This is a genomic window from Leptospira tipperaryensis, from assembly GCF_001729245.1.
In the GTDB taxonomy this organism is placed as follows: Bacteria; Spirochaetota; Leptospiria; order Leptospirales; family Leptospiraceae; genus Leptospira; species Leptospira tipperaryensis.
Window position 1 is genome coordinate 2389552 of the sequence record NZ_CP015217.1, and the last position, 25218, is coordinate 2414769.

Annotated in this window: 19 protein-coding genes; 7 read left to right on the top strand and 12 right to left on the bottom strand. The window is 43.1% G+C overall.

All coding sequences use genetic code 11. The features are described from left to right. The first annotated feature begins 32 nt into the window (after positions 1-32). Positions 33-2417 (top strand): autotransporter outer membrane beta-barrel domain-containing protein, encoded by a 2385-nt coding sequence (locus A0128_RS11300; RefSeq protein ID WP_069607613.1) that lies wholly within the window; start codon positions 33-35, stop codon positions 2415-2417. A 30-nt stretch (positions 2418-2447) separates the two neighbouring features. Here the strand turns inward: A0128_RS11300 and A0128_RS11305 are convergent, their stop codons facing one another. Both A0128_RS11305 and A0128_RS11310 read right to left on the bottom strand, forming a co-directional pair. After that, the gene (locus tag A0128_RS11305; RefSeq protein WP_069607614.1) at positions 2448-4328 is read right to left on the bottom strand and encodes an ABC-F family ATP-binding cassette domain-containing protein; all 1881 of its coding nucleotides are present in this window, start codon (positions 4326-4328) and stop codon (positions 2448-2450) included. A 46-nt stretch (positions 4329-4374) separates the two neighbouring features. Further along, a complete protein-coding gene (locus A0128_RS11310) occupies positions 4375-5787 on the bottom strand; it encodes a sensor histidine kinase (RefSeq protein ID WP_069607615.1) in 1413 nt (470 codons plus the stop codon). A gap of 314 nt (positions 5788-6101) precedes the next feature. Between A0128_RS11310 and A0128_RS11315 the strand changes: the two genes are divergently transcribed. Further along, positions 6102-9146, top strand: coding sequence for a response regulator (locus A0128_RS11315; RefSeq protein ID WP_069607616.1), 3045 nt, complete (start codon positions 6102-6104; stop codon positions 9144-9146). On the opposite strand, the gene A0128_RS11320 is transcribed toward A0128_RS11315, so the two are convergent. The 3 genes from A0128_RS11320 to A0128_RS11330 all read right to left on the bottom strand — a co-directional run bounded on the left by A0128_RS11320 (position 9132) and on the right by A0128_RS11330 (position 12402). Then, positions 9132-10097 carry an alpha/beta fold hydrolase gene (locus A0128_RS11320; RefSeq protein WP_069607617.1) on the bottom strand — a complete coding sequence of 322 codons (966 nt, stop codon included), beginning with the start codon at positions 10095-10097 and terminating at the stop codon, positions 9132-9134. The genes A0128_RS11315 and A0128_RS11320 overlap by 15 nt on opposite strands. 68 nt (positions 10098-10165) lie before the next feature. Next, entirely contained in the window at positions 10166-10642 is a 477-nt protein-coding gene (locus A0128_RS11325; RefSeq protein WP_069607618.1) for a cyclic nucleotide-binding domain-containing protein, read from the bottom strand. An 83-nt stretch (positions 10643-10725) separates the two neighbouring features. Beyond that, on the bottom strand, positions 10726-12402 hold the full coding sequence (locus A0128_RS11330; RefSeq protein WP_069607619.1) for a sensor histidine kinase: 1677 nt from the start codon (positions 12400-12402) through the stop codon (positions 10726-10728). A gap of 241 nt (positions 12403-12643) precedes the next feature. Here A0128_RS11330 and A0128_RS11335 point away from each other — a divergent pair, with 241 nt between their 5' ends. The 3 genes from A0128_RS11335 to A0128_RS11345 are packed head-to-tail and all read left to right on the top strand — an operon-like array spanning position 12644 to position 15181. Beyond that, complete coding sequence (locus A0128_RS11335; protein WP_069607620.1) at positions 12644-13870, top strand: DUF445 domain-containing protein; 1227 nt, start codon at positions 12644-12646, stop codon at positions 13868-13870. A gap of 13 nt (positions 13871-13883) precedes the next feature. Next, positions 13884-14192, top strand: coding sequence for a hypothetical protein (locus A0128_RS11340; protein ID WP_069609252.1), 309 nt, complete (start codon positions 13884-13886; stop codon positions 14190-14192). Continuing rightward, positions 14189-15181, top strand: coding sequence for an alpha/beta hydrolase (locus A0128_RS11345; protein WP_069607621.1), 993 nt, complete (start codon positions 14189-14191; stop codon positions 15179-15181). Before A0128_RS11340 ends, A0128_RS11345 begins: the two co-directional genes overlap by 4 nt. Positions 15182-15185: 4 nt before the next feature. Here the strand turns inward: A0128_RS11345 and pgsW are convergent, their stop codons facing one another. The 7 genes from pgsW to A0128_RS11380 form a co-directional block, all read right to left on the bottom strand. Further along, a complete protein-coding gene (pgsW, locus tag A0128_RS11350) occupies positions 15186-16286 on the bottom strand; it encodes a poly-gamma-glutamate system protein (RefSeq protein WP_245667147.1) in 1101 nt (366 codons plus the stop codon). Further along, entirely contained in the window at positions 16283-16741 is a 459-nt protein-coding gene (gene pgsC / locus A0128_RS11355) for a poly-gamma-glutamate biosynthesis protein PgsC (RefSeq protein ID WP_069607622.1), read from the bottom strand. The genes pgsW and pgsC overlap by 4 nt, the downstream gene beginning before the upstream one ends. Beyond that, entirely contained in the window at positions 16729-17910 is a 1182-nt protein-coding gene (gene pgsB / locus A0128_RS11360; RefSeq protein ID WP_069607623.1) for a poly-gamma-glutamate synthase PgsB, read from the bottom strand. Before pgsB ends, pgsC begins: the two co-directional genes overlap by 13 nt. A 6-nt stretch (positions 17911-17916) precedes the next feature. Then, entirely contained in the window at positions 17917-19176 is a 1260-nt protein-coding gene (locus A0128_RS11365) for a SpoIIE family protein phosphatase (protein ID WP_069607624.1), read from the bottom strand. Between the two features lie 59 nt (positions 19177-19235). Further along, a complete protein-coding gene (locus A0128_RS11370) occupies positions 19236-20354 on the bottom strand; it encodes a sensor histidine kinase (protein ID WP_069607625.1) in 1119 nt (372 codons plus the stop codon). A gap of 119 nt (positions 20355-20473) precedes the next feature. Then, positions 20474-20863, bottom strand: coding sequence for an FKBP-type peptidyl-prolyl cis-trans isomerase (locus A0128_RS11375; RefSeq protein WP_069607626.1), 390 nt, complete (start codon positions 20861-20863; stop codon positions 20474-20476). Then, positions 20860-21255 carry an RNA recognition motif domain-containing protein gene (locus A0128_RS11380; protein ID WP_156781827.1) on the bottom strand — a complete coding sequence of 132 codons (396 nt, stop codon included), beginning with the start codon at positions 21253-21255 and terminating at the stop codon, positions 20860-20862. Before A0128_RS11380 ends, A0128_RS11375 begins: the two co-directional genes overlap by 4 nt. Before the next feature lie 168 nt (positions 21256-21423). Here A0128_RS11380 and A0128_RS11385 point away from each other — a divergent pair, with 168 nt between their 5' ends. After that, positions 21424-22470 carry a serine/threonine protein kinase gene (locus A0128_RS11385; protein ID WP_069607628.1) on the top strand — a complete coding sequence of 349 codons (1047 nt, stop codon included), beginning with the start codon at positions 21424-21426 and terminating at the stop codon, positions 22468-22470. A gap of 159 nt (positions 22471-22629) precedes the next feature. After that, positions 22630-24918, top strand: a complete 2289-nt coding sequence (locus tag A0128_RS11390) for an inorganic phosphate transporter (protein WP_069607629.1) — start codon at positions 22630-22632, stop codon at positions 24916-24918. The last annotated feature ends 300 nt before the right edge of the window (positions 24919-25218 follow it).

Below are 25218 nucleotides of genomic sequence, written 5' to 3' on the forward strand. Positions count from 1 at the left end.
ATTGGGGTTATTATTTATAGAGTAGGAATTTTGTGTATAAAACGATAGAACAGTTACTCCCTAAATTTGGATGGTTTGTCCTAACGGTTCTACTAGTCCTTACGCAAAATTGTATTCCGAAACCCAACGGAAGTTCTCTTCTCGATACCTCCGTCTTGGCAAACTTCATTTCGGTTTCCCAGACCCCCATTGATCTCAAAGTTAAGGTTTCCGGACTGACCGGCGGAACTCTCATTTTACAAGACGACGCCAACGAAACTCTTTCCATCACCGCAAACGGGGATACTAAATTCCCTTCCCAAAAAGCAAAATACTCGGCTTATACTGTTTCCATTGTCAATCAACCGAATGCGAGCCCTGGTCCGGCGATTACCTGTTCTATTACCAATCCAAATGGAATTTTAGAACCCTTCTTTGCTTATGTAGAAGTCATCTGCGCCGGCAAAACTTTCCCCGTTGCGGTAAACGTCTTTGGAATTTCATCTTCCGTAGTCGGTAACCTTCAGGTGAGAAACGGAGGAGTCGATCTCCTCACTATCACCTCCGACGGAACTTACAATTTTGCCGCCGGGGTTCCGGATCAATCCGCTTATTCCGTACAAATTCTCGGAAGCCCGCAAGATCACGTTTGCCAGTTTGAAACCCCTGCCACTGCGTCCGGCGTAATCGCGTCTTCCGGTGTTACGATCAACGTCAATTGTTTGAGTGTGATCAACGCTCTGCCCGCGGACCAAACGGTGCTCCTCACGACCGATTCGATCACTCTTACCTTCTCAAAAAATGTAACGGGTTGTGCCCTCAACAACGTAAACACTCCCGCAGGGAATCTAAAGTTTGTCCAGCCGGCCTCCAATTTTACTTATCCGACTTCCAATACGTTACGCATCAACTCCGGCGGCGCCTGGACTCCGGGTTTCGGGCAGTATGTACGTTTGGTCGGTTGTATCGATCCGGGAACCGGAAAAGCTTATAACAACGGAACTCCATTAGTTTTTACTTATACGATTGCGAACGAGGTCAAATACGTGGTTCCGACCGGACTCGGGGGTGGATTGTGCAACACCGTTTCAAACGCTTGTTCTTCGATTCGTTACGCGGTCAGTCAATGTGCGGCGATTCCTTGTTTTGTTTTGGTTTCGGAAGGAACCTATTCGATTTCGGATAACGCGACTCAGAGGATCGATCTCAAGGACGGGGTCAATCTTATGGGCGGATTCAATACTACGTTTACGCAGAGAAACCCGACCACCCACATTTCGATCATTCAGGATACTTCACCTTTCGGAAACTGCGGTGCGGCCGAAGGCGGCACTTGCGCTCCAATCTTTGCCGGACCTCCGTTTACTACTTTGACGAGTAACTTGCTCATCAGTATGTTTACGATTAAGACCAATCCGAATAATCCTTGGTCGACTGGAATTTTCTTAAACGGATTGAATACTGGAATCTATCAAGTCATCGTAGCGGGCAACGTGATCCAAGGCTCCAATACCGGAACCGCTTACGCAGCGGGGACGATACGATCCGGTATCGCCGCTTATGGAATCACCCCGACTCTCAATATCGCTTTCAACTATATCGTCGGCGGCAGCGGAAATGGCGCTTCGGCAGGAATCTACATCAGTAATAGCGTGGGTGCTGTTTATGCAAACTGGGTCAACGGAGGATCGCACGTAGGTGCAGGAGCGAACGACTTCTCAAGCGCAATCTTTGCGAAAAACTTAACCACGACTCAAACCTTGGTCATTTCAAATAATATCGTCAATTCGTATCAATTGATAGGCGCCTCCGGAGTCACAGGGGCCAATACATCCGGAATCAGAACCTTAAACGTAAACGCCACGAACGTTCACATTCTTCACAACTCGATTTACGCCGGAGTCGGAACCGTCGATTCTTTGGGAATCAATTCCCTCGGTGTGGGCGCGGAACACAAAATCGCGAACAACCAGATCTTTGCGAATACGAGTGCAACCAATTCGATTTGTATGAACTTCTCTCCCGCGCCGGGCGCAACCTTGGAAGCAAAAGGAAACAATCTCTTCAATTGTACAACTCTTGCAAAAACGCCTCTCTTCAATTTTGATCTTGGTTGTTTAGGAAATCCGGGACCTCTGAAAAATAATCTTCTCTGTCTTACAAGTCTTGCAACTGGTGCCAATCTTCAGAACTTCAATTTCGATCCGTTGTTCTTGCCGCCGGCCAATGCTTTGACTTACTTTCAGCTCGGTTCCACGTCCAAGTGCACTTCTGTCTTTGGCGGAATCGATCCTTCGTATCCGGCTTATATTTCTCTCTACCAAAACGATTTCAGCGGGATCGCGAGAACTACAAACGTTTCGCCGCCCTTCCCCGTTCCGACAGGCTCTTATGGATATTCGATCGGAGCGAGAGAATTCGACGGCGCTTGTCAGTAAGGACCGAAAGAAGTCCAAGTCTCTATTTTTTTAGAGTAGGTTTTGTAATTCTTCCCAGCGTTCCAGTTTTGCGGGAAGGGTCGAATGAATTTCGGTGAGTCGATTTCCGGAGATTACGAGGTCCTCCGGTTTTCCGTTTCCGGATTGAAGAATTTTTGTCAGACCTTGTTCCTCTTTTTCTAAGGAAGCGATCTCTTGCTCCAAGGAGTCCAATTCCTTCTTTTGTTGAAAATTGAGTCCCTTTTTAACCGCTTTCGGTTTTTCAACCTCGGTTTCTTTGATTTCGATTTCCGGATTTTTTTTGTCTTTCTGCTTATTTACATAATTCTTATATTCCAAATATTCGGAATAGTTACCGGGAAATTTTTCGATCACCCCGTTTCCCTCGAATACAAAAAGATAATCCACCGTTCTATCCATAAAATATCGATCGTGAGAAACTACCAAAATACAACCTCCGTATTCGGAAAGAAATTCTTCCAAAACGGAAAGTGTACGTATATCCAGATCGTTGGTAGGTTCGTCGAGAATCAGAAAATTCGGATTGCTCATCAGAATGGAAACGAGATAGAGCCTTCTCTTTTCTCCGCCCGATAAATTCTTGATAAAGTTTGCTTGGAGTCTTCCGTCAAAAAGAAAAAGATCGAGCATATCGGCAGCGCTCAAGATCGAACCGTCGCTCATCTTCACGGAAACTCCGCATTCTTTTTTGATGTATTCGATCACACGCATGTCGCCGGACAATTCCCGAGAAACCTGATCGAAATAACCGAAACTCGTATTCATTCCGACGCTGACGTCTCCCGAGTCCGGCGTGTCTCTTCCAGTAATAAGATTGAGTAACGTAGACTTTCCCGCTCCGTTCGGACCTACGATTCCGATTCGTTCTCCATTCTTAAACGTATAAGAAAAGCCTCCGATCAGAGGAGATTTGTAGGACTTGGTCAGATTCTTTAATTCAAGAATTTTTTTACCAAGCCTTCTTCCGGAAACTGAAAAATCCAAAACGATTTCTTTTCCGGTTTTTTTGCGATTCATCACTTCGAGAGCGCGATCGGTTCTGCCTTTTTGTTTGGTTCCTCTCGCTTTTGGTTGTCTTCGCAACCATTCCAATTCTTTTTTGAGAAATCGTTTTTCCTTGTGATCGGTTTTTTCTTTTATGATTTCGGCCTCGGCTTTTTTTTCCAAATAGAAACCGAAGTTACCCGGAAATGAAAATAAATTTCCATTCTCAAGTTCTATGATTCGATCCGTTACCTCTTCCAAAAAATAACGATCGTGAGTTACGAGTAAGACCGCCTTTTTTGTTTCGGTCAAATAATCCTGAAGCCAGACAATCGTATCGACGTCCAAGTGGTTGGTCGGTTCGTCCAAGACGAGAAGATTGGATTCTTCGATGAGGGTTTGAACGAGAGCGACTTTTTTGAGCATTCCTCCGGAGAGAGAATTCATCTTCAAGGAAAGATCGGGGAGATCCAATTCCTTTAAAAGAGAACGAAACCAAGCCTCCAATTCCCAGGCGCCGAGTCGATCCATCTCTTGCATGATTCTTTCGTATTCTCTTTCGACCTCGGGATCTCCCGAGCCGAGTTGTTCGCAAAGATCTTCATAGGCGCGAATCGTTCCGAGTATCGGACTTTTGCTGGAAAAGATATGTTCTAAGATCGTATGTTCGGGTTGATAAACGGGAGATTGCGAAAGAACCGCGATCTGGAGAATTTTGTTTTTGAGAATTTGACCGGAATCCGGAACGTCCAGACCCGCGAGCATTTTGAGAAGAGTCGATTTTCCGGAACCGTTGATTCCTAAAATTCCGATCTTTTCTCCTTCGTTAACGCCAAAACTGATTTGATTAAAAAGGACTTTATCGCCGATCTCTTTTGAGATCTTATCTACGGAAATTAAATTCATGGGACAGTTGCAGAGTCCCTGCGAGAACGTAAGAGGACAAGTGTTTTTAAACTTTAAACTGGACCTGAAACCGAGTTCCCTTTCCGTCTACGGGAGGTAAAAACATTGATTTTCCTCTGAGTTGTCTGGAAAGAATTTCGACGAGCTTTAAGCCCAGAGATTCCGATTTGGAAAGATCAAAATTTTCAGGCATTCCGATTCCGTCGTCGCAGACTTCCAATATCGCTTCCCCGTTATCCGATCTGAGTTTGACAGAGATCATTCCCTGTTTTTCATTTTGGAATGCGTATTTCAAAGAATTTGTCACGAGCTCGTTAACGATCAGTCCGAGTGGAATCGCGGTTTCTATGGAAACAAAATTCGGTTTGGAAGAAATTCTAAACTCCACTTTTTTTTCCTTTCCGAAAGAATGCAAAAGACTGACGAGCAAAGTATTTAGGTAATCATAAAAATCAATTTTTGTAATATTCTCGGATTGATAGAGTTCCTTATGAATCAGAGCCATAGACTGAATTCTACGTTCGCATTCCCGAAGGATCTGCGAGATCTTTTCGTTTTCGGAATGTTCCGCCTGTAATCCCAAAAGACTCGCGACGACCTGAAGATTGTTTTTTACACGATGATGAATCTCCTTCAACATCACTTCTTTTTCTTCCAGGGTTTTTTTGAGTTTTTCTTCGCCTCGTTTTCTTTCGGTGATATCTCGAATGATCTGGGTCGCACCGATCAAGTTATGCGAAGCGTCCCGAATCGAACTATAACTGATTTCTAATATTGCGACGTCCTGAACAAAACCTCGCATAGTCCTCTCCGTGGTATAAACTTCTCCGCGTAAGGCGCGGCTCCAGTTTTCTATGACGACGCTTCTTTCCAAGGGATCTAAGATCAGATCGGGTAACAAATTCCCCTCTTCTATCTTTTTACCGTAGAGTTTCCAAAAATTTAATTCAAAAGAAGAATTGAATGCGATCACGCGGAAGTTGATGTCCACCGCGCAGATGGAATCTTTGGTTCCCTCGATGACACCGAGCAATCGATCCCGAGTGACTTGAAGTTTGGATCGTAATCTTTCGAGTTCCAGCTCCGCTCGTTTTCTGGAATTGATATCTCTTACAATGACTTGAACATACTGACGTCCGTTTTCAAAAAAGGCGGTCGCGAGCACTTCCACAATCAGAGTGGAACCGTCCTTGCGGATAAATTCTTCTTCAAGAATTCCCACACCCGCGCCTTCTTGGTTCATTTTATGAATTCGTTCTTTGACCACATTTTGCGATCTATGGTGCACAAATTGAAGCACCGGTTTTCCGACCATCTCGTCTGAAGAATCGTAGCCCAGCATTTTCAGAAGCGCTTGATTTGCCCTAAGAATTTTGCCTTCGGAGTGGACGGCGAGCCCGTCCCGAGAAAGTTCAAAGAGGAGTCCGTAACGTTCTTCTGTAATGGGGATTGGTTCCATGTTTTGAGCTGGTTTCAAGGCATCTTACTTGTATAACCGAGAGAAGTCAATCAAACCCAAACGAAGGCCTCTTCTCGTATTATCAAACAGAATGAAATCGACCCCAAAATGGAAAAAGGACTTCTTGTTTTAAAAATATAAAAAATTCAATACATTCCTAAAAAGAAGACCGCGATAGAAAGACTTCTTTCTACACAATGTTTTTTGAATTGTGTAGAAACGAAGTATTCTCCTTATTTTTGCTTTTATTTTGCTTGTTTGCTGATCCAATTCAATAAATTATACTACTCTTATCTTTAATTATAAATATACAAATGACTCCTTTCGGATCCGACACAAACTTTTTACTCCTCAATTCCCTGGGCGAAACCGTTACTTGGCGTTTAGACCATCGTTGGGAGGAATTCTCAGAGAATTTAAAGAAGGGCGTGAGGCCCGCAGATTGGGCCTGGGTTCAGCCGAAAGAATGGATCTCCTTTTGGAAGACGGCGGAAACAAGTGAGAATTCCGGATCGTCCCAAGAGCTACAGTGCCGCACAAAGGAAGGAAATCCATTGAGCGTCTCTCTCGAAATTTTTCGGGTAGAAAACGGACACAAACTCCTCATTCTTTCCCAAAACGGTTTAACAGAAGAATCAAAGACTCCGAGTATTTTTTTGGAGGACGCAGAACTCAGGGCGATGATCTTTCAAAGATCGGCTAACGCGATTTTTCTTTTGGATCCGGAAACCGGCGCTATAATTGAAAACAACCAAACCGCTCTTCAGTCCTTCGGAACCGAATCCGCTTCCGATTTCCGGGGAACTTTTTTTACTTCCCTTCTCGTAGACGGCTTTTCGCTGTTAGACTATCAGTCCATGCGGAATCGAGCTTCGGAAGGAGAATCTTATACCTGGGAGGTGGAGTTTAAAACTTTTGATCAAAGGACATTTTGGGGAAGCGCTTCGTTCCGGACTTTAACCTCCAGCCTTCACAAGATCATTCTAGTCCAGATCAAGGATATTACTGAAAAAATCAACGCTCGTAAATCCCTCATCGAACAATCCGTAAAAATCGCGGAACACGAAGCCAATCTAAACGCGGTCATCGAAAACTCGGAAGCGATGATCTGGTCGATCAATAAAAATTATGAAATTCTTATATTCAATTCTTCTTTCAAAAGAGAAATACAGAAATACTACCATTTTGAAATCGTTCCCGGTTTCAAAATACTCGAGTTAGCGTCCATTCCGGAAGAAATTCAGAAATGGAAAGAATACTACGATCGCGCATTTTCAGGAGAACGATTTCAGATCACAAGGACCAGATCCTTTGAAGAAACTACGACGTTTTTGGAAACTTCGTTTTATCCTATCAAAAATTCTTTGGGCGATATCGCGGGAGTGAGCGCGGTTTCCGTGGATATCACGGAAAAAAAATTAGCGGAAGAAAAGTTCAAACTCCTTTTCGAACATTCGAGCGAACCTCACGTATTGTATGACGAATCAGGAATTTTCGAATGTAATCCGGCTACATTGAACATACTTCGCTGCGAGGATAAAAACCTTATCCTCGGAAAACATCCTTCCTATTTTTCGACCGACAAACAACCCGACGAAACTGAAACGATCGCCCGCAGAAGAGGAGCCTACACGTTTGAAAGAAATTACAGACGTTTTAATGGAGAAGAATTCCCGACCGAAATCACTCTGACTCCGATGAAGATCCATCAGAAACCTGCGTTCCTCGCGGTATGGCACGAGATTACGGAAAGAAAAGTATATGAGGATTCTCTAAAGCGTGCCAAGGAAACCGCCGAAGCCGCGTCCAAAGCAAAGTCCGACTTTTTGGCGATGATGAGTCACGAAATTCGAACCCCCTTAAACGGAGTCATCGGAACCGTAAGTCTTTTGGAAGACACGTCCCTCAACTTGGAACAAAAAGAATATCTGGATATCATCAAGTCGAGCGGACAAAATCTTTTGATTTTATTAAACGACATCCTAGACCTATCTCGAATCGAATCTGGACAACTCAAACTGGAGATGCAACCCGTTTCTCCTCAAAAACTCAGCGAAGAGGTTTGTAATCTTTTCCGTCCTATGGCAGAGGAAAAAGGATTAATAGTCGAATCCAAAATTTCGTCTCTGGTTCCTAACTGGATCATCTCCGATCCTTATCGACTCAGACAGATTCTTATGAATCTCCTAGGAAACTCGATTAAGTTTACTGAAAAAGGAAGAATCATTCTCTTTGTAGAAGCCGAAAAATTTCCGAACGAAAAACTTAGAATCATCTTTCGTCTTCAGGATACGGGCATCGGAATTCCGGAAGAAAAATTAGAACTTCTATTCAAAGCGTTTAGCCAGGTTGATTCTTCCACCACAAGAAGATACGGAGGTTCCGGACTGGGACTTACGATCAGCAAAAAATTGGCGGAGCTAATGAAAGGCGAGATCATCGTCAAAAGTCAACTAGGACGAGGATCGGAGTTCACCCTCTCCATCATCAGCGAAAAGTTAGATTATAAAATCCCGGTCGGTGTTTTGGAATTACATTCGAAAAACCTGGCAAAGATCGCCATCGTTTCGATCCAAGATTATGCGCTCAAAGAACAGATCAAAAAATTCTGCGAAAGAAACGGTTTCTCCGTCAAACTCGCTCGTACCGCAAAGGAAGTGATCCGTATCATCTCCGAGGAAGAAAGAATCGGAATCTTTCTCACCGATCTAAATCTTCCCGACATGAATCTTCCTGAAATTTTGGACGAACTCAAAAACCAAACTCCAAACATTAAACTTACGATTATTCTTTTTATGGAGACCGAACTACAAAATTCTTATCATCACGTAACGCAGGGGCTTTTCAACCGTCCCGGTTTTAAAATATTCATGATGTTTAAACCGATTCTTTTGGACGAACTCAGTAAAATTTTCGAAAAAGCCTTCCCCACTCGAATTTCAAAAGAAGAACAAACGAGTGGCGATAAGGAAAAAAAACTCTCAGAAAGAATTCCTCTGAAAATTCTTTTGGTGGAAGATAACGTGATCAATCAAAAGATCGCGATCCGACTCTTGAGTAAATTGGGATATTCCGTGGACACTGCAAACAACGGAGTTGAGGCCTTATCGAGTTTAAAAAGTCAGTCGTATCAGTTGATTTTTATGGATATCCAAATGCCCGAAATGGACGGTTTCGAAACGACTCAGAATATCAGAAAGAATTTTACAAATCCGAATCCTATAATCGTTGCAATGACGGCTAACGCGATGGAAGGAGACAAGGAAAAGTGTATCGACGCAGGCATGGACGCCTACATCGCAAAACCGATTCAAATTCAAGATCTTGAATCTACGATCGCGCACCTATTTCAGTCCTGAAGATAGGTCAGCCTCTCCTTTTAAAAATTTCGCATATACCTCCGCGGTTTCGGTCGGTCTTTCCAACATAGGACTGTGTCCGCAATCCTTTAGAATCACTCGGGTAGAACTCTGAATTCCTTTTAGCAAAACGTCGGAAGAGCTGATATGAATCACTCGATCCGTGTCGCCCCAGACAATTAAGGTTCTTGCATGTATCAGTTTCATCCTATCTTCAAGCGCGGACATTTGAGTGCGTATTTCTTTATAGATCTTTTCGTTAAACTCCCGATTGCGGATCGACTTATCCGCAAAATATCCTTTTAAAAAAGAAGGAATCGTAGGCGGTTTTACAAAGATAAAGTTCATAAGAAAATCAAATTCTTCTTCGTTGTTGGCAACGAGAGGATTTTTTCCTTTGGAAAGGTGAACCGAAAGCTCGCTCTGAATCGGCGACTTCACACCCGCGGAATCCAAAAGGCCGAGAGTTAGAATCTTATCCGGATACGTGGCCGTATAAACTCCCGAGATCGAACCTCCCATAGAGTTACCGATGATATGAAACTTACTCAGACCGATCGCTTTTGAAAACTCATCCAAACGACCTACCTGGGTCAGAATGGAATACTCGTCTTCCTGCTTTCGATCATTTTCTCCAAAACCCGGAAGGTCTGGAATGACGACGCGATACGATCCAGTAAGAGTTCTTACAAACCGGGTCCAATTGTCCTTATCACCGCCGAATCCATGGATTAAAAGAATCGTTTCTCCCTTACCACCTTCGAGATATGTCCATTTGTAAGAACCAACTTGAACTTCTTTTTTTTCTAAGTTGGATTGATAACGTTCGTAGTAAAGAGCCGAAGAAACAAGAGCGCTCGAACAGGAAGGTATCGATATCGAAACGGTAAAAAACAGAAGGAGGGTGATCGCGAAGCGGGAGAAAAGACGCGCGGAAGGGTTAGTTTTCATTCTCATATTCCTTTTAGTCCCGGAGAGAAAATCCGGATTCGAATTTCGAATCCGGTGTTGTTTAAAAATCAGATCGTAAATCTTTTTCTAAGTTCTCTCGCGTAAGTCAAATCGTGAGTAAGCATTCTCAATCGTTTTGCCAAAAAATGAGAAATCGATTGATAGAATTTCAACGAAGCCTTTGCGTCTTTTGCAAAGATATCGTTCAGATGATCGTAAGGAATTCTTAAAAGTTCGGATCGTTCCATCGCCTCAACGGAAGCTGAACGTTTTCCGGGATCCAAAAAAGGAAGTTCGCCGAAATGATCTCCGGTTGCGATCGTAGTTACGTTTACGTCGTCTCCCTTTTCGGTAGAGGTAAGAACCTTTAACGTTCCGTAGATGACCACAAAAAACGCCTTGGCTTCGTTGCCTTCGTGAAAGATGGCGTCGCCTTGTTCGTAAACTTTGTATTCCGTCTTCTCGGCGATCGAACTCAATTCGTCTTCCGTAAAATTGGAAAATAGATAAATCTGTTTTAAAATTTCTTCTTTTGTATGTTGCATAATATTTCCCGAAATGCGAGTGTAAATCTCAGTTTAAATATTGCAAGCAGGTTCCGCGACCTAACAATCATTAAAACGAAATTTCAGTCCTTCCAGCCGGCAAAGAGCATACGAAGATAAAAACCATTTTCGGTTTTGAAAGAAAGTTTTGCGTGGAGTTGGAGAGAAAGCATATCGATCAATTTAAGGCCGAGTCCGTTCTGCAAGTTTTGCGCCTGATCCAAATCAAAACCCGTCCCCGTATCTCTGTATTCAAGTTCTACATATTCATCCATTTTTTTAAGATTCAAAAAAATATCTCCCTCTCTTCGATCGGCGAACGCATATTTTAAAGAATTTGTAAGAAGCTCGTTAAGAATCAGACCGATCGGAATCGCACGATCGATCGACATAAAAAAAGAATCTTCCAGATTGTGAATTCGAACTTTATCGGACTGACCATAGATGGAAAGTAGATTGGAAGAAAGCGAAAAATAATAACTTTTTAGATCCACTTTTGCTAGATCGTCCGAACGATAGAGTTCTTCGTGAACGAGCGCCATCGATTTTACTCTCAACTCGCATTCCCTCAGAACCTTTTGTAAATACGGATTCTCGTTAAATTCGGAATGAAGACTCAAAAGACTCGAAACGATCTGAAGATTATTTTTAACTCGGTGATGAATCTCCTGCAACATCAGCTCTTTTTCTTTTAAAGAATTTTCCATCCTTTTCTGAATGAGTTTTCTTTCTCGAATGTCCCTTACGACGGCGAGAAGTCGACCTTGCTCCAAACGAACCGCGTTGATCTCGACCGGAATCTTACTTCCATCGGCGCGTCGGATCACCCTCTCCCGAATGAGAGTCGTCCCTTCGTCAAAATTCAAACTGAGAGGAAGTTCTTTTAGATTTTCCGAGTCTATGATATCAAACGCGGTCATACTGAGCATCTCGTCCTTCGTATAACCCGTAAGTTCCGATGACATTTGATTGGCTTCTTCTATCGCTCCGGTTGGTCCTATCAAAACGATTCCGTCGGCGGCGAGTTCGATTAGGTTTCTATATTTTTTTTCACTGACTGCCCTCGCCTCCAAGGCTCGGTTTCTTTCCGTCACGTCGTGTATGATAGAATAGAGATAAGTTCTTCCGTTTAAAGAGATAGGACCTGAAAAAACTTCCACGTCCCGATGAATCCCGGACTTCAATCGATGTATAAAATTAAAGTAGAGTCTGTTCTCCGAACTCGCGAGCAACATTTCAGTTTTAATCTGTTCCGGGTTGAGAATATTAATATCGCTGATTTTTAGATTTAAAAATTCCTCTCGAGTGTATCCGTAAAACTCAAGAGCAGATTCGCTTACATTGACGATACAGCCGGTCTCGACGTCGAGGATAAGTTTAATCGCTAGATTCTTATGAAAGATCTGAAAGAATTGATCCTCCATTTTTTGTTCGGCCTCGAGATTGGATAAACGAAGAAGAAAAATGTCTTCGCTTAACAATTCTAAGGATCCTCTGATCGAAATATCCTCTCCTTTTCGATTGATTAAAATCAGAGTTCCGTCCCACGGAAGATTTGCGGTAGAAATCGATTGCCAGTCCGGAATCAAATCAAAGACAGAAAGCCCCCGCGACCCTCCGAAACCAAGGTATTCCAGGATATAAGAATCCACACTCAAAAGTTCTCCGTTTTTTCGAACGATCAGATTCAATTCGGAAAGGAAGTTGGTTTTTAAATTCAAAGTTCCTTCTCTTGTATTGGTTTGTTGGTTCGGACTCATGAGGATGGAATTTCTTACAATGATTCGCTTTCTATAATCCTGCAATTTAAAATTAGAATTGGAAATTATGTATTCTGCTAAAATGGGACTCTCTTTCGGCAGAAAAAAGGGGATTCCTACTCTAAAGAGCTCATTTTAAGCGGATTTTATTCTAACCGTTAGAAAAAAGGATTTGCCCTCTCAGATTCGGGATCCGAACTTGCAAGAAGTTGAAAAGTATAGCGTTTGCTACAGGAAATTTATGGAATTTTTCGCACAAAACAAAGAGTTACTCGGAATCCTGATGATGCCCATCACCTACGGGTTTGTGGGTTGGTTCACCAACGTCGTCGCCTTGAAGATGACCTTCTATCCTCTGGAATTTGTAGGAATTCCTCCTTATCTCGGATGGCAGGGTATCGTGCCTAAAAAATCCCAGAAGTTGGCTCTGAAATCCGTAAACATCATGACGGAACGTTTGATCAAGGTGGAAGATTTTTTTTCCAAGGTCGATCCGGATCAATTGGAAAAAGAATTTCAACCCGTTTTGGATCAACTCATTCCCGAAGCCACTCGAGAAATCATACATCATATCAATCCTACCCTTCGTTCTAAATTAGAGGGGGAAGAAGAAGCAAGAATCATCTCCGGCGTTCAAAAAAAGAACGAACATACGGTTAAGAATATTATGATACAGGTAAAGGAGAATGTTTCAAGCGTGTTCAACTTTAAATCCCTTGTCCTTCGTAAACTTACCGGCCCGAATGTAAAACGAATCGTAGACATCTTCCAAGAAGTGGGAGCTAAAGAATTTAAGTTTATAGAACACTGCGGTTGGTATCTCGGCGGCGCAATGGGAATCATACAAGCCCTCGCGTGGAATCTATTTCCGTATTGGTGGACTCTTCCGATCCAAGGTGTGGTGGTCGGTTATATCACAAACTGGGTCGCGCTTACGATGATCTTTCGTCCTTTGTATGAAAAAAAAATCGGGCCCATCCGTTATCAGGGACTTTTTCTCAAACGTCAGGAAGACGTTTCAAAAAAATATTCAAACGTGTTTGCGACTCAGGTGTTAACCGCAAGAAACGTTCTCGAAGAAATTTTATACAAACGTGCGGCTCGCTCGCTCGTGGAAACCATCCAAGTCGAAACTGAATCGGCCGCTCATCGACTGCACTTAAACGGAACCCTCGACGGCGAGACGAGCAACGAGAATTCGGAGTTTGAAACTTCCAAAAAGGAAGTGATCGCAAGAGTTTCGGATTCTTTAGCTAACAGTTCCAATAAACTCGAAACCTATATGGGAAGAGCGATGTCCATCGAGAACAATATGTTCAAACGGATGAAAGACCTTCCGCCGGAAGAATTCGAACCGATCCTACGTTCCGCGTTTCAAGAAGACGAATACGTTTTGATTTTGATCGGTTCCGTATTGGGCGCGATCGTAGGTCTTTTCCAAGGGATCTATATGCTCTATGTTTCTTAAGGACGAGGATAGAATGAAAACGATTCAGTTGACCGAAGATTCTCCCGAACTCTTTCTCAAAAAAATGCAGAAGGCATTGAGCGGAAAAGAACTCGGCTCCATCGTAAGCTTTCATTTAGAAGATCAAAAACTTACGATCCGTTTTGCCGGTTTTGGAGAATCCAAGATCTGGTATTCCATCCGCAGATCGGAAACCGGTTTTTATGAAGCGATAAAACTCAAAGAGAAGATCGCTTTTACTCATCTTGCGTTTCGTTCCGGTATAGAATCCGAATTAAGAAGCTTGATGGAACGCTTCGGAGCAAAAATATCGGACGAATGAAGAATCGGAATCTTTCGTCAGACAAAAAATACATTTCAAAACGATTACAAATTCCGATCGGAGATTCTCAGGTCATAGCGGCTGAAGTCTACGGTCCGTTTCCTCTTTTAAAAAATTCCCCGGCTCCGGTGATTTGTATTCACGGTCTGACCGGTAATCTTAAAAACTTTGCTCCGCTCGCAAGAGATCTCGTAAAACAAGGTCTCACCGTAATCACTTACGATCTTCGAGGAAGAGGACAATCTTCCAAACCGGACATTTCCTATTCTCACGCGCTGCACGCGGACGACTTACTAAAGATTGTAGATTTTTTAAAAATCAAAAAGGCAAATCTTCTCGCACATTCTCTTGGTTGTTGGATCTCTTTGGCTTTTGCAAAAAAATATCCGCAAAGAACTGGAAAACTCTGTTTGATCGACGGAGGAGGACAACTTTCTATCCGGAGAAAACTTTCCAATCTTCTCATGATCCAGGAATCCTTGCAGCGTCTGGGCAAAACGTTTTCTTCCAAGGAAGAATATCTCAACTTGGCGAAACAATCTCCTATCTTAAGTTCTTGGAACGAGGATGTTGCAAATTTTCTAATATACGAATTAGAATCGATCGGAGAGGGAAAAAATCCATCTTACAGATGTAATATTCCGGAATACGTCGTCGATTCCGAGTTGGTTCAGATGGGAGGCGCAAGAAATCCGGGAAAGATCTTTACTAATTTTCTAAAACATCCGATCCAGAGCGTTCGTATCTTAAAAAAGAATCGGGTTCTTCCCTATTCTCAAATTTCCGCGCCGGCTCTCGTCATCCGTGCGGGAAAACCAAATTTTAAAAATGGAGACGAACTTCTTCCGGATTCAGCGATCGACACTTTTCAAAAGGCCTGGAAGGATTCCGTCTTTCTCACACTTCCGGATAAGAATCACTACGAAGCCATTCTTCTTCCGGATCTAAAACGGGATGAAACGATCGCTTGGTTTTTTTCCAAGTCTTAATTGCTCAGAGATGAATCGCACCCTCTTCTTCTTTTCCTCGGAGTGAAATCCAAGGAGAAAATTTCCAGATCAAAAAACCAAAGCTCAAAAGAAATAATCCGGCAAGCCATCGGTTCTTTCTTTTTGTATAAAGAAGACTAGACATTCCGGGCGTCGCTATTTCGCCTTTTTTATAAATCATATTCGATTCTTCCGAAATGGATTCGATTCCGATTACGTGAAGAACGGGAACCTTTTTTTCAAGATAGTATTTTAGAATCGAATCCGGCAGTTCCGAAAATTCGCCCGGTTCTCGAACAAGTCCTCTTGGGATTCTTTTTTTACCCAAACTCGTTCCAGTAGAAACGGTTCCCCCGCCGACATTGACGTAGAGAGATACATTCTGTTTTTCATATATTCTAATTCTTTTAAGAAGAGAATCCTCAAAGGAATCGACCGAAAGATAAGGATATCCGTTTTTTTGAATCGAGTTTCGAATCTGTTTTACACCGATTTGGCCGATCCCGATTCCTTGGTCGTCGATCCCACCGGTGGATAACGCGCGAGCCCTTTGCAAAATCAATCCTTCTTGAAACAGAAGATTCTCCAGTTCCGGCCATAAAAAATCGGGGACATTGGCCCCGTATTGTGAAGACGAAACGCTTCCGATCACGATTACCTTCAAACCCATCGCGTCGGCCGCGGAGTAAAATGCAATATTCAAAGCAGGGAAAGATCCTGAAATTCCCGCGGCGATCTCGTCCCCTTTTTTTAAACCCGCTTTTAAAAACTGATCCACAAACCAAACCGCGAAGTCGGGATGAATCGAAACTTGTTTCGAAGAAAGTTTTCCGGAGGAACTCGTTACCGAAGAAAGCTCCAATCCGATCAAGCCGCTTCGGCTCGGATCCAAATCGAAATCCGTTTTTAAACCTCTTTCGTGTTTCACTTCCGCAATCTTTTGAAAACATTGAAAGGCTCTTTCACTCGCCTTCCGTTTGATCTCAAATTCGGACACGGGTTCTACGATGGGAAAAAACTCTACCGATGCCCAACAAAGAATCGAAAAGAAACTCAGAAAAAAAATAAAAAGAGAAGAACGATTTTGCAAAATCCAAACTTTCACGGTGAGCTAAATTCTCCCAAAAGAAGAATGAGAAAAAGCCTTACTAAAGAGGAACAGAGAAAGGTCGCTGAAATCGTACGAAAGATCCCTTGTTTGTCCGCAGAAATCGCGATGAGACCGGGCACGATATGACCAATCCATCTATATTCATAATTTCTTATGGATCCAAAATAGAACCTTTCGATTTCCTGAAGACTCAAAGAAATAAGAATCGAAAGCAAGAGAAGAAAGACGATCTTTCTTTGACCGAAGGATAAAAACGAACCTTCCACGATTTTGTAAATTCCGAACGTCAACAAGGAACTCGCAAATAAAAAGAATAATGTCCCAGGTTGTAAAAGAGAAAGTGCGACGTAACCGGGAACCACCCAACCTCCCGGGTGTAGTCCCGTTTTTTCCCAAAGAAAAAATCCGAGAAGAATTCCGATTCCGATCGAAAGAGTCAAGACTTCCATTCTTCTCCCTCACGACCTCGTTCTAAAATCGAACATTGATTTTGCAACCAGAGCCTTCCTTCCCCTTCGAAGTTTCCGGCGCCGATCCAAATCTGAGAATCGAATCTATTAGAATTCCATTGTATACTTTCGGAAACTTTTTTTCGTATGATCTTGGCCTTCCCTTTGTAAGCCTTGGCAAAGAGTCGATATCCAGGTCCGAAAAAATAAATTTCCCCCAAGTCGGGAATCTCCGAAAAAAAGGAAGCAAACTCGGTCGTTCTTACGGGTCTTTCTTTTTTAGAACTAAAGATAACGTTTACTCTTTGAGACGGATGTGTTTCCTTTACGGAGCTGAATATTTTTTCCCAAGACGTAGTGTCGTTTGCAGCAAACGCAAAGACAAAAGTTTGTTTTGTATCGTTCAAAGAAAACTCTCGGATTACGAGGGCCCCAGGGTCTGGATTCGTCTTGGAAATTCCTTTCAGAATCACGGATTCGTCGATGTGCAGACTTTCGCAGAGAGAAACCGCGATCTCGATATTCTCCAGATGTTCCGGATAACGCAAGGAACTTGCAATTTTTTGAATGGATTCTTTTGAAGTTTTAGGAAGGCCGATTACCGCGTTCGTATTTTTTTGTTTGGCGATCCTTTCCCAATCAAAATCCTTCAAGGATTGTCCATACACAAGCGTTCCGTTTTGAGGAATCGTGTGCAAAAAGCCGTTTCGGATCTCCTCTTCCGAATCCGCAAATTCTCCGTGATCGGGTCTTACGTTTGTGATTACGGTATGAGTCGCTTGGAGAAGAAGGGTTTCCGAATCCTTTTGATACTGAGGTTGCACCGCCATACATTCCACGACGACGGCCTTAGGTTTACGGTTTGCGGCGAAGTCTAAAAAGGACATCTGTTCCGCGATAGAAACCTTATTTCGAAAGATCCGATTCTCACTTCGATCCGGAAACAAAAGACTGGGAGCGGAACCGGTGGTCTTTGCAAATGGATTCCAACCCGCTTCCACAAGAATCGAATGAATCAAACGAGTGACGGAGGACTTTCCCCTGGTTCCGTTTACGTGAATTCGAATCGGAATCTGCATTAAAGAATTTGTATGTTTCCTCTTTTCCAAAACCAGGAATAAAACAAAAATCAAAAAGGAAACAAAAAGAATCGAAATCGAAAAGATCATGTTTGGTCAAGTTTTGGGTTCTAAAGAAATGAGAATCGCCGTGATGTCGTCTTGAATTTTTTGTTTTCCGAGATGGTCCATCAAGGCTTGTAAGATCGCAGGAATCGTTTCTTCCATCGGTTCTTTGAATTTTTTCGCGAGAAGCCTTTGGACCGCGAGTTCGCCAAACTGCTGTTTATCGGAGTTGAATTCTTCGTAAATTCCGTCGGTGAGTAAAAAGAGCCGATCACCTTCCCGATAACTCAGGGAAAATATTCCGTAGGAGTTACTCGGATCTAAACCCAGAAGAGAACCCGTTCTATCCAAGCCCATGACAAGATCCTCGGAAAGAAAAAATTGCGGTGGATGTCCGCCGGAAGAATATACGATCCGCTTTTCGTTTGTATCGATGTCCGCCAGAAAACAGGAAAAGAACATTCCTATGTTTCCGAAATTCTTGCAATATTCGTGATTGAATTCGGTGAGAATTTTTCCCGGATCCAGATCTTTTTTTTTGAGAGATTCTAAAATTCCTTTGAGAGTCATCGTAAGAAGCGCGGCCTGAATCCCGTGTCCGGTCGCGTCGGCTAAAAAAACACGCAAGACCCCGGGTTTGATTTCAAAAAGATCATAAAGATCACCGCCGACTTCCATCATAGGAAGATAAGCTGAATGAACTTGAATTCCGGAAATCGAAGGAATGGCGGAAAGAATTTCGGATTGGAGTCTTTTGGCGAGGCCGAGTTCCTCCTTCATGGATTTATAATATCCCGCGAGCAATCTGGATCTCTGTCTTACCTTTTCTTCGAGCCTTTCCAGGAGTTCTTCTTTTTCCCGGTCCATTTTTTTTAGGGTCTGATTGGCTCTTTTGAGCTCTATTAGAATTCTATGTTTTTCTGATATATCACGGATGATGATATGATATTGATAAGAATCCTCCGGTCCCGTGACCGATACGGAAACTTCCGAGATCAGAATCGATTTGTCTTTTCGGATCAATCGAATCGGCCCAAAAGGTTTTCTTCTTTTTTTGTCCGGGAGTTTGGCTACGTTTTTAAGAATTCTATAGAATCGATTTCGAATCCGAAGAGGAAACTGATGTTCGATCGTCTTGCCCATGAGCTCCGAAGCCAAAAAGCCGGACATATTCTCCGCCGCAGGATTGATCAAAAAAATTCGGAAGTCTTTGTCTAAGGAAACGATCGCGTCGATCGCGGAGTGAAATAGCTGTGAATAGCGTTCCTCGGGGTCGTAACTTTTCTGTTCGAAACTCGTGGAACCTGTCATAGCGTGTCGGAAGAGAGTCTATTAGGATGAAACCTTCTTATCGTAAAGTCAAGGATCTTTCAGAAAGATTCAGGAAGATCCACGTAAAAGCGGGTGAAACCTTTCTCGGATTGAAAGGAGAGTTCTCCTCCCATTTCTCGGACCAGGTTATAAGAAACAGTAAGTCCGAGCCCCGTGCCCTTTCCGATCGCTTTTGTTGTGTAGAACGGATCGAAAAGTTTATGTCTGTTTTCTTCCGCAATCCCGATTCCGGAATCTTCTACGATCGTTCTTACAAACTTTCTGCCTTCTTTTTGAATCGAAGTCCAGGAAACTCTAAGAATTCTTGGCTGCATCGGATCCGAATTGCTTTCGATCGCGTCTTTTGCGTTAGTAAGAAGATTGAGATAAACCTGTCTGAGTCTTCCCGCAGAACAAACCGCATAAACAGGAACTCCCAAATCCGGAACCACCGTTTCAATTTCCGATTTTCGAAAGACATTCTTCAAAAGACCGTAAGTGCAACAGAAGATGGAAGTGAGATCGTGGATCTTGACTTCTTCTTTTTCTAAACGTGTAAAGGTAAGCATATCCCGAACGATCTCGGAGATCCGATTGCTTTCTTGCAAAATGATTCCGGCGTATTTACGAAGCGGATTTCCGTTTTCAATCCCATTGAAAACCATTTCGGCGTAGTTGATCACGCCCATCAGAGGATTGTTGATCTCGTGAGCGACTCCCGCAGAAAGAGTTCCGATCGCTTCCAATTTCTGTCTTTGCACCCAAGAATCGGTCGGCTTTTCTAAACCGGTAACTGCGTTTTCTAAAAAATGACTCTGAGAATCGGATCCGGCGATCGCAAAGGGAGACGGTTCTAAGTAGGCAAAGATCTGGAGATCTTCCAGATCGAATGCAAAGGAAACTGAATATTCTTTTTGAGAACCGTCTTTGACGAGAATCAGAATTTCGTAACTCGGAATGTTTTCTAAATGTTTGAGATCGGGCCAAAGAGAAGGATCTGAAAAATCAGGAATTCGACTTTTGAATTCGCAGATGGAGATCCAGTTCTGGCTGTCTTCTAACGCGGATTTAGAATAACCGGAGGCCTTACAAAAGGCTGAATTTGCTTTTTTGATCTGAAAGGATGGCTCTAAGACACAGGCCGGTACCGGGGAAAGTTCAAAGAAGTTATATGACATCCGGTTCTAAGCGATCACAGTTTGGAAAAGCCCCCCCATTCTATGAAGAATTAGAACCGGAAATAGATCAGAATCTAACGTTAGAACCCGGTAAAATGTGTTTCAAAACGATAGAAACTTCAGTACACTTTTAATAATTCGACTTCAAATACGAGAGTGGAATTGGGAGGAATTGCGGCGCCCGCTCCTCTGGATCCGTATCCCAACTCGGGTGGAATCGTAAGTTTACGAATTCCGCCTTCTTTCATTCCTCTTACGCCTCGATCCCATCCTTTGATGACTTCGCCCGCGCCTAAATTGAAAGTAAACGGAGCTCTACGATCTCTCGAGCTATCAAACTTTTTCCCGTTCGTAAGAGTTCCCACATAGTGAACCGTAACGTTCGATCCGGAGAAGGCTTCTTTTCCGGTTCCAACGCGAATGTCCTTGATGATCAGATCTTCCGCGAATGCGGGAGCAAACGACAGAACCAAAAAGCTAACGATAACACTCAAACGAATCAATTTCATTTTCCTCTCCCTCCGGTTCTTCTGACCCCGGCCCCTGAAAATCCCCCTGCTTTCGACTGACTTCCATGAACCTTACCGGAACTGGAGAGTCCTTTGAGGGATTGTTTTCTTTCAAATTCTTTCTTCAATTCTTCGGAATCTACGACGGCGATCTGTTTGCCAGCGATCTCTTTTTTATTCAACGCCGCGATTGCTTTTTCTCCGGCGGAATCTTCCATCTCCACAGATCCATAGGATAAAGAACGACCTGTGGTTTTGTCTTTTTTAATATTTACGTCCTGAACCGTTCCAAACTCCGAAAAAATCTTTTTCAGCTCGTCTTCGGTAAGTTCCTGGGGCAAATTTCCTACTGATATCTTCATGATTTTTCCTTCTGAGGAATCAATTTGCAAAATCCAATTCTATTGAAAACCAAATTCCAAAATTAGAATGCACAAAACTCTTCGATTCCGAACAAGATTCGAAGCAAAATATTTCCTTTTCGATACGAAAATCCGGGGAAAGAAGAAGGAATCATTTTTGTCTTGGAAGCAGATCGGAAACGGGAATTCTGGAGAGCAATGGCCGATTTTTTTCAACTCAATCCCGGTGAAATTCTTACCTTAGTAGAAAAGGCAGGGTACGAGCCTTCCGGTCATTGTATGGCTCTGAACAGTTTGGAGAATCGAGTCTTCGACCTTCGTTTGGAAGACGGAACTCATATCATTTCCAAATTCTACAGACCCGGAAGATGGACTCGGGAACAGATTTTGGAAGAACATCAATTTCTTCTGGATCTGAGAGAAGAAGAAATTCCGGTCTGCGCGCCCCTTTTGTTTCCGGATGGAAACAGCCTCGCGTCCTTTCAAGATGAAATCTTTTATTCTTTCTGGCCTCGGGTCGGAGGAAGATCACCGGACGAGCTGACGCCGGAAAATCTTAGAATTCTCGGAAGGCTCCTAGGGAGAATCCACAACGTAGGCCAGTCCAAAATTCTAAAACATAGAATCACTCTTGATTCCAAAACCTATGGAACCAATCCTTTGGAAGTTCTGATTCAAGGGGATTGGATTCCTTCCAGTTGTAGAAAAGAATATCAAGAAACCGCTCTGCGGATCTTCGATCTTTTCCAAGAAAAAATCGTTTCGGTTCCGATGCATAGAATTCACGGAGATTGTCATAAGGGAAATCTTCTGAACGGAAAGGAAGGTTGGTTCTTTGTGGACTTCGACGATTCTCTGAACGGGCCCGCCGTTCAGGATTTTTGGATGCTTCTTTCCCGGGGACAAGAAGGAATCGAAGAAAGAGAACATCTCATTTCCGGTTATCGGGAATTTCGAGACTTCGACGATCGTTGGTTGGATTTGATCGAAATTTTGAGGGCGATGCGGTTTATCCACTACTCTTCTTGGATTTCCACACGATTTGAAACCGATCCTTCCTTTCCCACGGCTTTTCCGCACTTTGTCGGAAATGAATACTGGGAAAAAGAAACCCTCGAACTCAAAGAACAATACAAACTCGTCTTAGGTTCCTTAGGTGATAAACATTTCTTTTCGGTTACAGAGTCCCTTCCTCCCGAAGAAGAACTGACCAACAAGGATTTTTTTTGGGACTTGGAAGATTAACCGATTGCTTTTGTAACAGAAAAGTAATAATCACAATTGGGTCCGAGACAAAATTTCAGTTGTCCGACTTCCCCTATAGAAAAGACTCAAAAGAACTCGATATTCAAGATACTAAAGCGAAAACTGTAGATTCTACTAAACAATAAACGGAAGCGTTTCATGGACTTTTTCCTCATCATCGTAATCCTCATGGCCATCCTCGGAATCGGCGACCTTTTAGTCGGAGTTTCGAACGACGCCGTAAACTTCACCAACTCGGCGGTCGGTTCCAAGGCCTCATCAAAAAGAATCATTCTGGTAGTTGCCGGAATCGGGATCATCTTGGGCGCACTTTCTTCCAGCGGAATGATGGAAGTGGCAAGAAAAGGAATCTTTCATCCGGGCGGCTTTGCACTCCAAGATCTCATGTTCTTATTCTTAGCAGTGATGCTGACGGATATCGTTCTTTTGGATCTTTACAACACTCTGGGACTTCCGACTTCTACGACCGTGTCTCTTGTGTTCGAACTCTTGGGAGCGGCCCTTGCCATCGCATTCTTAAAAACCGGAACCTTAAACGGGGCCTTCCAGATCATCAACTCGGAAAGCGCGTTGAAAATCATCTTCGGGATCGTGACGAGCGTAATCGTCGCCTTCTTTTCGGGGATGATTTTACAGTTTTTCTTTCGATTTATTTTCTCCTTCGATTTGAAAAGATCGATGAAATACTTCGGAGGAATTTTCGGAGGTCTTTCGGTTACGACCGTGATCTTTTTCACCCTTTTGACCGCGATGAAAGGTTCGGCTCTGATCACTCCGGAGATGAGCAAATTCTTAAATGAGAATTTTACAAACATCCTTTTGATCAGCTTCGCTGGATTTTCGATCTTCTTTCAAATCCTAGTATTATTAGAATGGAATATTCTAAAATTCTTAGTTTTGGTCGGAACCGGTTCCCTCGCGATGGCGTTTGCGAGCAACGACTTGGTAAACTTCATCGGAGTTCCGCTCGCAAGTTTTACAACCTGGACTTTGATCCAACAAGGCGGAGATCCGAGCGCTCTGGCAACCGGTCTCGCCGGAAACGTAGCGACTCCGAGCTTTATTCTTTTGGGCGCGGCCTGTGTGATGCTCTTCCCTCTCTGGTTTTCGAGAAAGGCTGAATCCGTTACTCAGACGGAAGTCACTCTGGGTTCTCAAGGGGAAACCTTAGAGGCGTTTAACACGAGTTTAGTGGCTCGCGTCTTTGTTCAAATCGCTCTGGGAATTTATCTTCCGATCAAAGCGATTCTTCCTGCGAGCGTAAGAAACTTTATCGGGAAACGTTTTGAAAATAGAAACACATTAGAAATCGTGAAAGTTCATGAAACGGAAGCATTCGACTTGCTCCGAGCTTCTGTGAACATCCAGATTTCGAGCGCATTGATTCTAATCGGAACTCTCTACAAACTTCCGCTTTCAACGACATTCGTAACCTTTATGGTTGCGATGGGAACTTCGTTGACGGACGGAGCTTGGAACAAAGAGAATTCGGTAAATCGTGTGAGCGGAGTTTTGACCGTCGTAGGCGGTTGGTTCTTTACTGCGATTATCGCCTCGACCACTGCGGGAATCATCGGTTCCATTCTTTATATATTCGGTTTTTCTTCGGTCTTTGTTCTTGTGATCGTTGCGGGTCTTTTGATTTTTCTTTTTGGAAGAATTCATAAAAAACGCCAAGACACATACGACGAGAATCTTGAAAAACTGATCACTCTCAAAAAACATCCTGAGAGAGCTCTTTCCAGAACGATTTCTTCGATGCTCGCGAGCTTGAGCGTTGCGAGAAAAGCGCTCAACAACGCTTGTGCGGGTTATGTAAACGGTAAGAAAAAGAATTTCAGACAGACTCAAAAACTCTTAAAAGATCTAAAGAAGATGAGAGAAAATTCTCTTTCCAGCTTTTTGTCGATCGCAAACAAACATCTCGAAGAAGAAGACTTGGCGTCCATTCATCCGATCACGGATTCCATCAATCACCTGGATAGAATTACGGAAAGCATCTGGAATATCCTGAGAACCTCTTCCAATGGAATCAATTCTTTCCATGAAGTTTCCAAGGATGAAAAAGAAGAAGTCAAAGAACTTAGAAAACAGGCCACCAACCTGATGGAACTCTTGGCCGATTCGGATAAGTTTCCCGATCTTTTAGAAAAAGCAAAATCCGAGAAGAAGACAAAAAATCTCGAAAAAGCAAAACAAAATATCTACAAGAGCCAGATGAAACGAATCAAAAAGGGAGACAGCAAACTCAAATCGAGCGTTTCCTACTTCGTGATCATCGATGAACTCATCGACATCAATGAGAATCTTCTTTCTCTCGCAGAACAACTGAGCGTCGCGATCCCTTGGGCAGAAAAGAAAAAATTGGAATTGCAAGGTAAATCCATCCTCGCTTCCAAAGCCGAAGAAAAGAAAAAGAAGAAGTAACTCTTATTCCTCTCCCCATCCGCGATTTGCAAAAGTAAATCGTGGATGGCTCCCTTGATACGACCTCGCCCTACACGCGGGACAAACCCCCACTTTCCAGAATTCTCCGCTGATAAATTAGAATCTAACTAAATCTCTACTCTGTTATTCGAATCTATCCACAAGGACCAAGCCGAATCAAAACAAAACCGTCTCTTATCTTAAAGTTGGATCAACCCGAAATAAACTCAAAGGGCCTATATTGAAGGGTCCAATCAAAACAAATCAATCTTTTTAAAGGATCTTAAAGATCCTTCCATT

What these genes read in the sequence shown, in the direction of transcription:
- A0128_RS11375 (WP_069607626.1), bottom strand. Translation starts at nt 20,863, where the DNA reads ATGAAATTGATTCGTTTGAGTGTTATCGTTAGCTTTTTGGTTCTGTCG.
- A0128_RS11345 (WP_069607621.1), top strand. Translation starts at nt 14,189, where the DNA reads ATGAAGAATCGGAATCTTTCGTCAGACAAAAAATACATTTCAAAACGA.
- A0128_RS11320 (WP_069607617.1), bottom strand. Translation starts at nt 10,097, where the DNA reads ATGAAAACTAACCCTTCCGCGCGTCTTTTCTCCCGCTTCGCGATCACC.
- A0128_RS11310 (WP_069607615.1), bottom strand. Translation starts at nt 5,787, where the DNA reads ATGGAACCAATCCCCATTACAGAAGAACGTTACGGACTCCTCTTTGAA.
- pgsC (WP_069607622.1), bottom strand. Translation starts at nt 16,741, where the DNA reads ATGGAAGTCTTGACTCTTTCGATCGGAATCGGAATTCTTCTCGGATTT.
- A0128_RS11390 (WP_069607629.1), top strand. Translation starts at nt 22,630, where the DNA reads ATGGACTTTTTCCTCATCATCGTAATCCTCATGGCCATCCTCGGAATC.
- A0128_RS11305 (WP_069607614.1), bottom strand. Translation starts at nt 4,328, where the DNA reads ATGAATTTAATTTCCGTAGATAAGATCTCAAAAGAGATCGGCGATAAA.
- A0128_RS11385 (WP_069607628.1), top strand. Translation starts at nt 21,424, where the DNA reads ATGGCCGATTTTTTTCAACTCAATCCCGGTGAAATTCTTACCTTAGTA.
- A0128_RS11365 (WP_069607624.1), bottom strand. Translation starts at nt 19,176, where the DNA reads ATGACAGGTTCCACGAGTTTCGAACAGAAAAGTTACGACCCCGAGGAA.
- A0128_RS11340 (WP_069609252.1), top strand. Translation starts at nt 13,884, where the DNA reads ATGAAAACGATTCAGTTGACCGAAGATTCTCCCGAACTCTTTCTCAAA.
- A0128_RS11315 (WP_069607616.1), top strand. Translation starts at nt 6,102, where the DNA reads ATGACTCCTTTCGGATCCGACACAAACTTTTTACTCCTCAATTCCCTG.
- A0128_RS11335 (WP_069607620.1), top strand. Translation starts at nt 12,644, where the DNA reads ATGGAATTTTTCGCACAAAACAAAGAGTTACTCGGAATCCTGATGATG.
- pgsB (WP_069607623.1), bottom strand. Translation starts at nt 17,910, where the DNA reads ATGATCTTTTCGATTTCGATTCTTTTTGTTTCCTTTTTGATTTTTGTT.
- A0128_RS11325 (WP_069607618.1), bottom strand. Translation starts at nt 10,642, where the DNA reads ATGCAACATACAAAAGAAGAAATTTTAAAACAGATTTATCTATTTTCC.
- A0128_RS11370 (WP_069607625.1), bottom strand. Translation starts at nt 20,354, where the DNA reads ATGTCATATAACTTCTTTGAACTTTCCCCGGTACCGGCCTGTGTCTTA.
- A0128_RS11330 (WP_069607619.1), bottom strand. Translation starts at nt 12,402, where the DNA reads ATGAGTCCGAACCAACAAACCAATACAAGAGAAGGAACTTTGAATTTA.